We start from the raw sequence: 13,613 nt of genomic DNA on the forward strand, positions 1-13,613 counted from the left end.
CTTGCGGTACTAAATCATCAATAAAAACAAATTCAGCTTCGTTTTGAATTTCTCTATTTGGCTTGTACATTCTATACACCGTCCTGTTATTTATAAGAATATTATAACATATTAACGCGGTGAATCATTAAAGTTATTGTGAAAAATAATAGCTGTCGAGATTTTCTCGACAGCCTGACCGCTCATTTGAGCGGTTTTATTTACTCATCAGAAGATAATCGTAAATAATTTTCTATTTTCAAATGATGATCGATCCACACTTCAAACGGTAACTTGTTATATTCCTACATTAACTGCTTTAAACCCAAATCTGTGTGAGTTAAGGTGGGCTTTTAGTGGATGATACCTTAGGAAACGAAAAAAAGCGAGACGACTAAAGGATCAGATTAGAAGAAAGTATATTTTGTATAAATAGGGGATAACTAAATTAACATAGTCGTGAAGGTAGGACAAATGATGGGGTTGTTTGGAAACACACAACAAAATAACGAAGGTAAAACCAATTTAAATCTTTCTGCCGAAAATATGGATAAAAATATTGGAAAAAATATTCTAGAAAATGTGGAAACGTTTAAAAAGATATTTAATCGTAGTTCGGATATTATGTTTCGCGAAATTAAAATTCAAGGCAAAACGAAGCTTTTCTTGATTTATGTTGACGGGATGGTAAATACAGATATTGTTATTTCTAACATTTTAGAACCGTTGATGTACGCTGGCCTGCCGCAAGGTCTAGGGGCGGTTGATAGTGTTTCTGAGATGTTAGAGCAGGATAGATTCACTGTGTTACAAACGAAAAAGGTTTCGAGCGTAAATGATATATCTGAATCTATTTTAAAAGGGAATCTTGCTTTATTTATCGACGGGGAAAGTATTGCTTTACTAGCTGATGTTAAAAAAATTGAGGCCCGAAGTATACAAGAGTCTGCCTTAGAGCCAGCACTTCGCGGATCAAGAGAAAGTTTTACCGAGAATCTGCGAACGAATACGACGTTGATCCGCCGGATTATTGCATCCCCTAACCTGAAAGTTGAAGAATTAAAAATCGGAAAATTAACGAGAACCGATGTAGCTGTTGTCTATATTGAGGGAGTTGCTTCAATATCAGTCCTCGATAAAGTCCTTAATCGAATTAAAAAAATTCAAATGGATGGGGTACTTGAATCAGGAATTATCGAGGAATCCATTGAAGAAAACCATTTTTCTCCCTTTCCCCAAATCATGAACAGTGAGCGTCCAGACGTTGTCGCTGCTGGATTGCTTGAGGGTAGAGTGGCAATATTAACCAACGGAACCCCAGTGGCACTTATCGCTCCTATGACGTTTTGGGCTGGAGTTCAGGCACCAGACGATTACCATCAACGATTCTTGTTTGTAACGATGATTCGATGGGTTCGCTATATCTTTACCATCTTATCGGTTCTTTTTCCATCCTTGTATATTGCATTAACCAACTTTCATCCTGAAATGGTTCCGCCCAATCTAATGTTGAATATTGCTGCACTGCGGGAAAGAGCACCGTTTCCGACAGTGATTGAACTCTTATTAATGGAGTTCATGTTTGAAGGCTTACAGGAAGCCGGAATTCGTTTGCCAAAACAAATAGGTCCGCTTGTAAGCATAGTTGGGGCATTGGTCATAGGGGAAGCAGCTGTCAGTGCCGGAATCATTTCCGCACCTATTGTCATTGTCGTATCGGGAGCCGGAATTGCATCGTTTATTATTCCTCGATATAGCTTCGGTTTCCCCTTGCGTATGTTAAGATTCCCTTTACTCATCCTTTCTGGAATTTTTGGCCTTTTTGGAACAGCGGTTGGGATTTGTACGATTTTCATTCACCTGCTCCATCTTCATTCATTTGGAACTCCTTACCTTTCCCCGGTGGCTCCGCTTAACAAGCGTGGGCTTAAGGATGTGTTAATACGATGGCCACGAAGGCTTGCAAAAAATGAGAGGTATCAACCATGATGCGTGCTGCTAAACTTTGTTTACTATTTCTCTTACTTCTTTGCATCACAACCGGCTGCTGGAACCTTAAGGAACCGGATCAACTCTCATTTGTCTCTGGAAATGGGCTAGATTTGACAGAAGACGGGAAATTGGAAGCGAGTACACTTGTAGTTGTACCAACGGGGATTGCGGGTGGCGGACAAATCAGTGGGGGAGAAAAGAAAGAAAGCTTTCAAGTGATAAGTGCTACTGGTACTAACGTTTCAGAGGCGATTGTGAACATTCAGGCAAAACTATCGCGAGTTGTTTTCCAAGGGCAACGAGAAATCGTCCTTGTCGGACAAAGATTGGCAGAACAGGGAATGGGTGAAACATTCGATCCGTTCCTTCGAAATGCCCAATCACATATAGCGTCATTAATATTTGTGGTAAAAAATGGGAGCCCAAAAGACGTTTTTTCAAATGAGCCAATGTTTGAGCCATACATTTCAATAGCACTTGAGAAGGAGCAAAAAGCATTAGGTTTCAAACCGTATCTATCTCGTGAGTTTGTTGCGGATGTAATGAGTGATGGAATACAGCCTCTATTACCGACAGTTAGTTTAACTTCCACAAAACACTTTAGCTATTCTGGGTCTGCCATTCTAAACAAAGACAATGGTGTTAAATTGGTGGGATTCTTGAATAGAAAAGATACATATTATGCAAGTTGGATGACTGACAGACTAACAAGTCTCACACTCACTTCATTTATTCCCAAAGGGGATGGAAACCTTAGTTTAAGGTTAGAAAAATTGGGCCGGCGGATTCGGGTGAAAAAAGTCGATGAGCGAATTCAAATTGACGTCCATCTCATAGGAGAAGGAACCATTATCGAAAACAATACAAACCTAGACCCATCTAAACGAAAGGATCTTTTGCTCATACAAGATGAACTTAGTCATAAGACACAGAAATCTGTACAACTACTTGTCAAAAAAGTTCAAAAGAAATACAAAATGGACATCTTCGGGTTTGGTGAAAGTGTACATCAACAATATCCTCAAAAGTGGAAAACGTTAAAGAAAAATTGGACCAAGATATTTCCTACTGTTGATGTTTCGGTCAAAGTAGACCTTCAAATCAATGATCCGGGTATAACCAATTCGTCTTTGAATAGGCCATAAATTTCCATCAGGCTGCTAGTTGTTGATTTTCTAAAAGGAGTGGGCAAAAAATCTATGAAGCTTTCAGGAACGCAACTGGTTTGGATCATGGTGACGACTGAAATCGCGGTAATGCTCGGAGTAAGAATTACACCAGCAATCCAAGTAGCGAAACAGGATGCATGGCTTTCTATGATAGTTGGGGGCATTATAGGTGTAGCTTTAACCTTTTTGGTTGTTCATCTATGTATTCTCCACCCCAACCAAACATTGTTTCAATTTAGCCAAGCACTGTTAGGTAAATGGTTAGGAAGATTAATTGTCCTTCCGTATTTGGTTTCCTGGTATATTCTAACTGCTATGTTACTGCGTGCCTTTGCAGATTTTATCCATCTTATCCTTCTTAACAAAACTCCACTGTGGATAATCATACTGCTTTTAATAGGTTTAGTGACTTATTTGTCCTATTCCTCAGGCATAACGGGAATTGGGCGATTTTGTGAACTGGTAGGGCCCATAATTATTTTAACGATGATTGTTAGTTTCATTTTAATTGTACAAAACTTAGAATTACATTATCTATTACCTTTCTATGCTGATTCCGAATGGATGAACATATTAAAGGGATCGATTGCTCCTGCTTATTGGTTCTCAGGTCCGTTCGTCTTATTGGTTATCGTTTCTTTTGTACAAAACACCAAAAAAGTGCTTTCAAAATCTATCTTAGGCGTAGGAATTACCATTTTCATGATCTTAATTGCCACCCTTATTGTCCTGTTGGTCTTCGGGCCGAATTTTTCAGCTAAATTAAGATTTCCTTATTTTTCAGCTGTTAGAACGATTGATATTTTAAATTTTATTCAAAATGCAGATATCATTTTGATGGTTGTTTTGGTCTTTGGAGTAATTGCCCAAGCTTCCCTTTATTTTTTTATTGCAAGCTATGAAATGGCAAATTGGATTAATGTGAAAGATTGGCGAAAAATTATATGGTTCGGTGCGCCGGTGATCGCTATTATCACTATTTTGATTCCTGGTGTATCAGCATTTACTTTATTCGACGAATTTTGGACAGCTGTGGTATTCCCTGTTTGTGGTATTGGTATCCCTCTTTTCTTATGGACGGTTTCAACGGTCAAAAGGAAAGCATACGAAAGGAAGGTTTGAAGAAGCTTATTTCATTGAGCTTCTTTTTGGTTTTGTATGTAAAAATAACTATCTAATTCTCATTGACTGCTTGTCACAGAATGGGACACTTATTCGTTATATATTTGAAGGCAAATGAAGGTGAAGATGACAGCGGATAAGGTACTTTTCATTCGGGAATAATCTTTACTGTTTGATCTTCTAGTTGTGTATTTACAATTACATGTTTATACATTGATTACAATTAATAAGGAAAAGAGAGGTATACGAATTATGACTGAACGTATTAATTATATGAAAGAATCACCAGAATTTTTTAAAAAGTTGATGGAACTTAGCATGCAAGAGAAGGAAAGTTCAATTGAAGAATCAACCCGTCATTTAGTTCACATCAGAGCTTCACAAATGAATGGATGTGGCTTTTGCTTAGATATGCACGTTAAAGAAGCTAAAATCCATGGTGAGAGAGAGCTTCGTCTCTACCACATCCCAATTTGGCGTGAATCAACACTTTTTAGTCCACGTGAGCGTGCGGCACTAGCATGGACAGAGATTTTGACAAAGATGCCTGAGCATGGTGTACCCGATGACATTTATGACCGTGTTCGTGGTCAGTTTTCAGAAAAAGAGCTATCAGATCTTACCTTCTCAGTTATGACAATTAATGCTTGGAACCGTATTAATGTTGCTTTCCAAACGGTACCAGGATCAGCTGACAAAGCGTATGGATTAACCAAAGCTGGCCTAAGCTAAGAGTTATAGGATCATTGTGATATGGACCATGAGGTAGTGGCATCACCGACTTCTCTAGGTGTCAACTCGATTTTCTGATGAGGGGTTAAACTAAGAGATTTTCATAAATCAATAAAACAGGAAAACCGCTATCTTTAGGAATATCGGTTTTTCTGTTTTCTAATATTTGCTCCGGATTTTGGGAGTATAGCCGCTTCCTTAAGGTTGGAAACTCGGACCTATTAGTCCCAAAGAAAGGTTTCCCCCTTTCCGGCATAACCGGAAACTAAGCTGTATAAACTAAGGTTGTCAATGTGCAGAATTTCAATCCGACCATTCCCCGCTATGTAACAACCAGTGCTTAATAATCCGCAAGCTGAGATCCGCATAGTAATCAGGGCGTACGATGACGGTGTGCTTGTTCATCCTTAGCTTCGGGTTATCCGAGTTGACTGGCTTCAAGAATTGGAAGCTTATAGTTTGTCTAATGATTTCATTTCAAATTTAGAATTCACTTCGTTTTATCTTCTTAGAAAATTGGTCAATATACTTCAGTAAAGAGAGGTACAGTTATGACACAACGTGTAAATTTCGCTCAACAATCACCAGAACTATTCAAAAAGTTCTTGGCTTTCACCAACGCCTTAAGTGAAAGCTCAATTGAAGAGAAAACAATCGATCTGGTATCAATCAGGGCTTCACAAATGAATGGGTGCGGATTTTGCGTAGATATGCACGTCAAGCAGGCCAAGATCCATGGCGAGAGCGAGCTTCGCATCTCTCACATCTCAACTTGGCGGGAATCGACTCTGTTTACTCCTCGGGAAAGGGCCGCTCTGACATGGACCGAAATCCTGACCAATCTATCTAATCAAGGCGTGCCTGACGACGTTTATGACAGTGTTTGTGCTCAGTTATCTGAAAAAGAAATCTCGGACCTTAGTTTCTTGGTCGTTTCAGTCAATGGATGGGACCGCATAAACATCGGCTTCAAGACTGAAACGGGACGTCAGAAGCGGCATTTGAATTAAAGAATATTAGTTTTTGTTATTCAACTATAGGGAATGGTTAGTGGAAGAAGGCTTAGATAACGAGCCTTCTTTAGTTCTCCTATTAGTTATTAATGGCACCATTAACATTAATTATTTAATCAGCATTCTTATATTCGACTTTCTTGAACAGTCTTCTATTTACCTAGGAAGTGGAGGATGAAATATTATCCATAACAAAATTATATTTAAAATAGATGAAAGCCATGCTACCCATGGTTTCCATTTATGAACGGCTAATACTGAAAAGGTAACTAAGTTGAAAATAAAAGACCAGGCAAGTGTCCATCCGTGATGATAAATTATACTTTTATTTAGATAAGCTATTACTTCAATACCTTGGAAAATCAAAGCCCATAAAACAATCCAACATATTTTATTAAAACTTGATTCAGGGAATCTTCCTAAGAAAACAACAATGACAGATGGATAAACTAAAAATGCTATTGAAGTAGCAATTATCGTATGGGTAGGAAGAATAAAGTGGTCAATCCAAGCAGGATGAAATTCCCATACCCTAAAATCGTGAAGTATCGAAGCGTAAAGCAGGTCACCTATAATCCAAAATAATAAAGTTGAGTAAAATTCATTTAAGCGTCTCCAAACACCAAAGAATAAACCAATTATGATAAAAAAAACAGCAAACATTGTATGCATAGAATCCTCTAAATAAATGTATTTTGTTAATTATTATTTCCTTTTTACTAATAAAAATTATACATACTTCTTATTAAGCTCATATGAACGAAACTGTTAGCCCACCATACCCAATTGTTTTTATCCTCATATGGAGGGTTTCCAGATTGCAGCTTAAATTTCTCTTGATTGAAATTATTTAGTAGGTTAATTGTTTTAAACCTATAAGTTGTTGCTCCCTATAATGGGAATCGTAATAGTGAATATTAACTAAGAATGTAGTAGGAATGTTGGTTCAAATTTTAAGGTGTTAATTTGTCACAAAATTGCTCTTCAACCCGTTTTATTTGTTGACCCTCTTCGAGTTAACCTCTTAGAGAAGAATGGGAGTGGAAAAATTGCAAGACTAGACAAACAATATAAAGGAACAAGATGGAGGATTTTCTCTTCAGGTTGAAAAGTATCTTTAGCCATTTTCCATTAAAAAGGAGTGTTAGAAATGAGTAAAAAAACAATGGGTATTCACCATATTACGGCGATTGTTGGACAGCCGCAAGAGAACGTAGATTTTTACGCAGGAGTTTTAGGTTTACGTTTAGTCAAGCAAACTGTCAATTTTGATGATCCAAATACTTATCACCTATATTTTGGTAATGAAGGTGGTAAACCAGGAACCATAATTACTTTCTTTCCATGGGCAGGAGCTCGCCCGGGACTCATTGGTGATGGTCAGGTAGGAGTAACATCTTATGTTGTGCCAAAAGGTGCTATGGAATTTTGGAAAAAAAGACTAGAAAAGTTCAATGTGCCATTTACAATCATGGAACGATTTGGAGAGCAGTATTTGGAATTTGATGATTCTCACGGTCTTCACTTAGAAATTGTTGAAAGAGAAGATGGGGCAATCAATACTTGGACCTTCGGTGAGGTAACACCTGAAGTGGCTATCAAAGGTTTTGGCGGAGCTACTCTATTATCGGCCCAGCCAGACAAAACGGCTGAGCTGTTAAAAAAAGTAATGGGGCTTGAATTAGTTGGTAAAGAAGGAGATTTCGCTCGTTATCGTTCCAGTGCAGAAATCGGAAATATTATCGACCTTAAATTAGCTCCTATTGGACGAGGGCAAATGGGTGTTGGCACTGTTCACCACATTGCATGGCGGGCAATAGACGACGAAGATCAATTGGATTGGCAAAAATACGTGGCATCCAAAGGATATGGAGTTACTCCTGTTCAAGATAGGAACTACTTTAATGCCATTTACTTCAGAGAACATGGAGAGATACTGTTTGAAATTGCAACTGATCCACCAGGGTTCGCACATGATGAATCATATGAGACAATGGGTGAAAAATTGATGTTGCCATCACAGTATGAACCTCATAGAGAACAAATTGAACGTGCGTTATTACCGTTTGAAGTAAGAGAACTAGACTGATTTCACGAGAAGGGAAGATTTCGTTGCTTTCAATTGATCCAGCATCATTGTCTGAGAGAGAAAATTATAAATTTCTAATAGGTAGTATCATACCTAGACCGATTGCTTTTGTCACAACGAATTCAAAAGACGGCGTTTTAAATGGGGCTCCATTTAGCTATTTTAATATTGTTTCATCTAATCCCCCGATGATTTCATTATCTATCCAACGTCGATCGGGGAGACAAAAGGATACAGCGAGAAACATCATCGAGTCCAAAGAATTTGTGGTTCATATTGTCGATGAACAAAATGTTGAAAAGATAAATAAAACTGCTGCAAACCTTTCACCTGAAGAAAGTGAGATAGAGTTAGCTAGATTAACTCCAACAGTAAGTGTGAAAATTTCAGTTCCAGGTGTTAAGGAAGCGAAGATTCGAATGGAATGTTCATTAGAGCATTCCATTGAATTGGGAGGCACGGAGACTGGAGGATGTGATTTTATTATAGGAAAAGTGGTACAATTTCATATCGCAGAAGACATTTATGAGAATAGAAGAATTAATCCTAAAGGTTTAGCTGCTGTAAGTCGGTTAGCAGGTAATTATTACGCGAAAATCGGTGAGATTTTTGAAATCGACAGACCTCAATAATTCGTTATTAAATCTTATTGTTGAAATGGAGAGGAAGAAGTGCAAAAAACAGCAGGTATCCATCATATCACAGCCATGGTTAACGGTGCTCAAAGAAATATAGATTTTTATGCCGGTGTCCTTGGGCTAAGACTTGTAAAAAAAACCATAAATTTTGACCGACCAGAGGTGTACCATCTTTATTTTGGGAATGAAACGGGGCAGCCAGGTACTGTCATTACTTTTTTTCCTTGGGCAAAACAGTTAAAAGGGCGAATTGGGCTAGGCCAAGTTGGTGTGACCAGCTATATTATTCCGAAGGGTTCAGCTCCATTTTGGGAGAATCGATTTCGGAAATTTGGGGTTGAGTTTACTTCAACCATACGCTTTGGTGAAAAATACTTAATATTTAACGATCCTGACGGACTCCAACTTGAACTGACAGAGCGCGATGAAGGAATAACAAATACTTGGAACTTCGGTGGAGTTCATGCAGAAAACGCGATTAAAGGATTTGGCGGAGCTGTTTTGTATTCTGCACAACCACATAAAACCACTGACGTTCTAGAAAATATATTAGGGTTAGATTGCATTGGTCAAGAAAATGAATTCCTAAGATTTAAATCTGAATCAAATATTGGAAACACTATTGATATTCACTTAAATCCTTCCGTTCGAGGGCTGATGGGAGCAGGAACGGTTCACCATATAGCATGGAGAGCTAAGGATGAAGAAGCTCTTCTCAAATGGCGTTCACTTCTCCAAGATCAGGGCTATTATCCAACTGAAGTTCGTGATCGTAACTACTTTAAAGCCGTGTATTTTCATGAAGAAGGGGGTATCCTCTTCGAAATAGCGACAGACCCACCAGGGTTTTCAGTGGATGAACCTGTCGATGAACTAGGAAAAAAACTCATGCTGCCATCTTGGTTAGAGTCACAACGAGAAGAATTAGAAGAAACCTTACCTCCTGTGGTGGTGCGTGTTCTGGAGGGAGATAAAGAATGAAACATATATTCAATAAAGGACAAGATCAAGATTAACCTTGTGTAGTATAGGGGTAGGAATTTCATATAGGCCAAATTAGGTTTAATGGGGAAAGTTTTATTCTGATGAATGCCGAAGCATTAGGAACTGGAAGGGGCAACACATTGAAAAAGTTGATTATGAAAATGATCTTCATTTTGATTACATTATTACTAATTAATGGTTGTTCAAATAATAATACGGATAAACAAAAAGAGATGAATAACAACCAAACTGAAGATACCCCAAAGAACACTAAACCACCTAAGAAAGATCCCATTCAAGAACAACTAAAAAAGATGGCTTTAACTGAGAAAATCGGGCAAATGATAATCGCAGGATTTGATGGTATAACTGTTAACACAAATACGCAAACGCTTATTAATGAATACAAGCTGGGCGGGTTAATCCTATATCAAACGAATGTTAAGGATGCTGCTCAATTAGTAAACTTAACAAATGAAATTAAAACTACAAACACCAAGAATAAGATACCATTATTTATATCCGTCGACCAGGAAGGCGGGAGGGTAAACCGAATGCCAACATCAATCATAAACACACCAAGTGCAAGAATCATTGGAAATAAAAATGATGAAAAATATGCATATAGTATCGGCAGGGTGATCGCCAATGAATTGAAGGCTTTTGGATTTAACACAGATTTCGCTCCCGTTCTAGACATCCAAAGTAATCCTAATAATGCAGTTATTGGGGACCGTTCATTTGGATCTGATTCCAGTGTTGTTTCAAAACTGGGAGTTAGCATGATGAAGGGTATTAGTTCAGGGAATATCATTCCGGTTGTAAAACATTTCCCTGGTCACGGTGACACTTCCGTTGATTCTCATTTAGAACTTCCATTAGTTCAGAATGATCTTACAAGACTAAAAAAGGTTGAATTAGTTCCTTTTGACAACGCTTTCAAAAATCACGCCGATATGGTGATGGTTGCTCATATATTAGTTCAAAAAATTGATCCTAATTTTCCGGCATCTATGTCCAAAACCATTATTACAGATCTATTGCGTAATCAATATGGATTTGGGGGGGTTGTCATTTCAGATGATATAACAATGGGCGCGATTGCAAAGCATTACAAATTGAAAGACGCAGCCGTAAGGGCAATAAACGCGGGGAGCGACATTATTTTAGTTGGTCATGGTATGGATAATGTGGCTACAGTCTACAACAGTATTTATTCAGCAGTGACAAATCATACTATTTCAGAAGAAACTATAAATAAGAGTGTATACAGGATTTTAACTTTGAAACATAAATATCATTTAAATAATAATAAAATTTCACCTGTAAATGTAAGTAATTTAAATAATCAAATAACAAAAACGATATCAAATGCTCCCGTGCCTACGGCAGATAATCCAAAGTATAAATTACTATTAAATATAGCGACTAAAGCAAAAGAAGGTTCCATTATAAACTCTGATTTTCATCTAAAAAGCACTACGATTGATGAAGTAAGAGAAAGCTGGGGAAAGGAAGATAAAAGAGAGTATGTTGATGCTGCTAAAGGTACCTATTGCACATATAGTAAAAAAAATGTAGTTGTGGCTTATAACGAAGGGCAGCAGTTGTTTGAGATTCGATCCTACGATCCTAATTTAAAGGTCTTAACCATTGACGATATAAAGAATTATTTTGGTTCCCCCAAAGCAGATGTTAAAACAAGTAACAAGGAAGAAATTATCAGTTATACAGTTGGAACCAATACCTTAAAGTTTGTGTTTCCTTTAGGGACTCAAAACTTGTATCTTGATCATTACTCTATATATAAAGAATAATTGCAAGGTAAATAAAAGACCATTTCTTCTGCAGCTAGTTAATTTGCAATTTCCTCTAATTTTTATCTATTAAAAAAAGCCTCCAAACTCGAGGCTTTTATCTATGACTTGATTTCATTTTATCTATAGTCTCATTTGTAGACCATGAGGCACTAGCAATCATACGAAAATTTATTTTTGCGGCCATGTCTCCATCTAAATTATTTACTATTGCGGACCCTGTTGCGTCGTGAACCACTGACACTTCAAATCCTTGTTCAATTAGTTCACGCATATGGGATTCAACGCACAGGTTCCCAGACATACCTGCAAGTATGATGTGGGTAATTCCTTGTTTTCGCAGTTGCAAACCCAAGTCATTGGCCTCGGGTCCATAAATTTTGTGCGGACTTGTGATTATGGTTTTCCCATCTTCAATATATGGCTTATATCTATCAAGAAAGTCCGCACCAGAACCTTTAAAGCCTTCAAGCGATAAAGGCCCTTTACGTTGATACATATTAAGTTCGTGCATTGCATGTTCCAAAACTCCCCCAAACTTCCATTTTTGGTCATATGGATAATAGTAATGAGGGGAAACAAACACTTTGAAATTATTTGCCTTTGCTGTTTTTAATAATGATTCAATGTTCTCAATCGTATGATTTTTAGCAACACTTTCTTTTACTAAATTCCATGCTACACCATTTGGACTTAAAAAGTCATTTTGTGGATCTGTAAGCACCAAAGCAGTATTCTTTGGATCTACCTTCATTCCAGGTGCTGGAAGGGGTTTAGTTTGTGCTGCAATTACGTTTTGATTAAAACCATAAAGATTGAGATTGACAATAAAAGAAAGCAGGAAGAACCATTGTAGAAATTTTCTCATCGAAATTCTCCTTTAATAAATAAATATCTGTAGATTTATTCTGTGATTTTTAATCTGGTAAAATTCATGTTGATAAAGATTCTTTTCTTTTTAAGAGATCTCCTCAATATAGCTAATGCAAAGTGTACAGATTTAGTTTGCATACTAAGTTGAAAGTTATTTTCGTTTTCTTTTGTAATAAAAGTTGTGATAGTTGGTTAAGTTCTTTTACATAGGATTTCATCCATCCACCCTTCTATCTGGATTGGAGAAATATTATAAAATTGGATGGTCCGTAAAAATTTGTTTTTTCTTATAATCACATTAGGAGGTTTAGGAGTGCGAATTACGAATTATTAGAATCAAATTTAAATTAAATTTTTTATAAAATTCTAGGAGGTATATTAATGGAGTTAACTATTACAAATAGCGCCAAAGATGCACTTAAGCAGGTAAGTAATGATAAAATGGTTCAATTATCATTTGATAAAGGTAGTTGTGATATAGTCAATACTATTTATGAAATCCTTGTGATTCCAAGAAGAACTGTTTCTCCTGGAGAAAAAACTATTAAGGTAAATAATATTGATTTTTTATTTGATGAAAGCTTTGAGGAAGTATATGACCATCAGTTGGTAATTGACTATGTAGGAGGATTTTTTGTATTTAAAAACAAAAATCAAACTTTCAATAATAGAATTGGAATAAAATTCGTATAAGCTTTTAATTCAGACATTAAATCATTCAATGAGTTTATATGTAGGTGTAAGCTCTGAGATTACTAACTATTATAAAGAATGTCTTACATAAGATTTGCAAAGTCATACATTTCTAATTTTGAACATTTTTTCAGTAGGATATAGACAAAAAGCACCTGAAGTTGAACATTTCAAGTGCTTTTTTCATATTTTTTCAAGTGTTATCTAGGAAGTTTCCATTATAAGTATTATAAATAGCCCCAAATCATGCAAAGTAATGTACCAAAGATAGTTACAAGGGCGATGATTAGTGCGTAATAAATATTTGTATAAATGGCCTCTTTATCCTCTGTTTCCCTTGCGTGCATAAATACTATTAACTGAAGACCCGCCTGTACAAACGCTGTAATAAGTAGAATAGTCATTGCAACGGAGAATGGCAAGTGAAATAAGTAAACGCAAAGTGCCATTAACGTTAGAACTATAGAAAATATAAAGCCCATCACTTGTTCAAGAGGGAATAAAGCTTTCAT

The 13,613-nt window shown here is 36.8% G+C and carries 13 protein-coding genes; 10 read left to right on the forward strand and 3 right to left on the reverse strand.

From position 1 onward, the window contains the following. Positions 1–453: 453 nt before the first annotated feature. From ACIQAA_RS22715 to ACIQAA_RS22735, 5 genes are all read left to right on the forward strand, one after another. Positions 454–1,968, forward strand: coding sequence for a spore germination protein (locus tag ACIQAA_RS22715; protein WP_402624038.1), 1,515 nt, complete (start codon positions 454–456; stop codon positions 1,966–1,968). Next, complete coding sequence (locus ACIQAA_RS22720; RefSeq protein ID WP_402624040.1) at positions 1,965–3,116, forward strand: Ger(x)C family spore germination protein; 1,152 nt, start codon at positions 1,965–1,967, stop codon at positions 3,114–3,116. Before ACIQAA_RS22715 ends, ACIQAA_RS22720 begins: the two co-directional genes overlap by 4 nt. 54 nt (positions 3,117–3,170) lie before the next feature. After that, positions 3,171–4,262 (forward strand): GerAB/ArcD/ProY family transporter, encoded by a 1,092-nt coding sequence (locus tag ACIQAA_RS22725; RefSeq protein WP_402624043.1) that lies wholly within the window; start codon positions 3,171–3,173, stop codon positions 4,260–4,262. Between the two features lie 252 nt (positions 4,263–4,514). Further along, positions 4,515–4,994 carry a carboxymuconolactone decarboxylase family protein gene (locus ACIQAA_RS22730; RefSeq protein ID WP_402624046.1) on the forward strand — a complete coding sequence of 160 codons (480 nt, stop codon included), beginning with the start codon at positions 4,515–4,517 and terminating at the stop codon, positions 4,992–4,994. Positions 4,995–5,545: 551 nt separating this feature from the next. Then, positions 5,546–6,004: a carboxymuconolactone decarboxylase family protein gene (locus ACIQAA_RS22735; RefSeq protein WP_402624048.1), complete on the forward strand. Its 459-nt coding sequence runs from the start codon at positions 5,546–5,548 to the stop codon at positions 6,002–6,004. A 159-nt stretch (positions 6,005–6,163) separates the two neighbouring features. On the opposite strand, the gene ACIQAA_RS22740 is transcribed toward ACIQAA_RS22735, so the two are convergent. Beyond that, a complete protein-coding gene (locus ACIQAA_RS22740) occupies positions 6,164–6,679 on the reverse strand; it encodes a CBO0543 family protein (RefSeq protein ID WP_402624051.1) in 516 nt (171 codons plus the stop codon). 478 nt (positions 6,680–7,157) lie between these two features. Between ACIQAA_RS22740 and ACIQAA_RS22745 the strand changes: the two genes are divergently transcribed. The 4 genes from ACIQAA_RS22745 to nagZ all read left to right on the forward strand — a co-directional run bounded on the left by ACIQAA_RS22745 (position 7,158) and on the right by nagZ (position 11,535). Beyond that, entirely contained in the window at positions 7,158–8,096 is a 939-nt protein-coding gene (locus tag ACIQAA_RS22745) for a ring-cleaving dioxygenase (RefSeq protein WP_402624054.1), read from the forward strand. A 23-nt stretch (positions 8,097–8,119) separates the two neighbouring features. Further along, positions 8,120–8,728, forward strand: coding sequence for a flavin reductase family protein (locus tag ACIQAA_RS22750; RefSeq protein WP_402624056.1), 609 nt, complete (start codon positions 8,120–8,122; stop codon positions 8,726–8,728). A 39-nt stretch (positions 8,729–8,767) separates the two neighbouring features. Further along, a complete protein-coding gene (locus tag ACIQAA_RS22755; RefSeq protein ID WP_402624059.1) occupies positions 8,768–9,715 on the forward strand; it encodes a ring-cleaving dioxygenase in 948 nt (315 codons plus the stop codon). A 143-nt stretch (positions 9,716–9,858) separates the two neighbouring features. Beyond that, a complete protein-coding gene (gene nagZ / locus ACIQAA_RS22760) occupies positions 9,859–11,535 on the forward strand; it encodes a beta-N-acetylhexosaminidase (protein WP_402624062.1) in 1,677 nt (558 codons plus the stop codon). A gap of 97 nt (positions 11,536–11,632) precedes the next feature. Here nagZ and ACIQAA_RS22765 read toward each other — a convergent pair whose 3' ends face one another. After that, positions 11,633–12,403, reverse strand: coding sequence for a cysteine hydrolase family protein (locus ACIQAA_RS22765; protein ID WP_402624064.1), 771 nt, complete (start codon positions 12,401–12,403; stop codon positions 11,633–11,635). 386 nt (positions 12,404–12,789) lie between these two features. On the opposite strand from ACIQAA_RS22765, the gene ACIQAA_RS22770 reads away from it, so the two are divergent. Then, entirely contained in the window at positions 12,790–13,101 is a 312-nt protein-coding gene (locus ACIQAA_RS22770) for an iron-sulfur cluster biosynthesis family protein (RefSeq protein WP_402624067.1), read from the forward strand. A gap of 227 nt (positions 13,102–13,328) precedes the next feature. Here the strand turns inward: ACIQAA_RS22770 and qoxD are convergent, their stop codons facing one another. Next, on the reverse strand, positions 13,329–13,613 hold the full coding sequence (gene qoxD / locus ACIQAA_RS22775; protein ID WP_402624069.1) for a cytochrome aa3 quinol oxidase subunit IV: 285 nt from the start codon (positions 13,611–13,613) through the stop codon (positions 13,329–13,331).

The sequence above is a fragment of the Neobacillus sp. NPDC093182 genome (genome assembly GCF_044754045.1).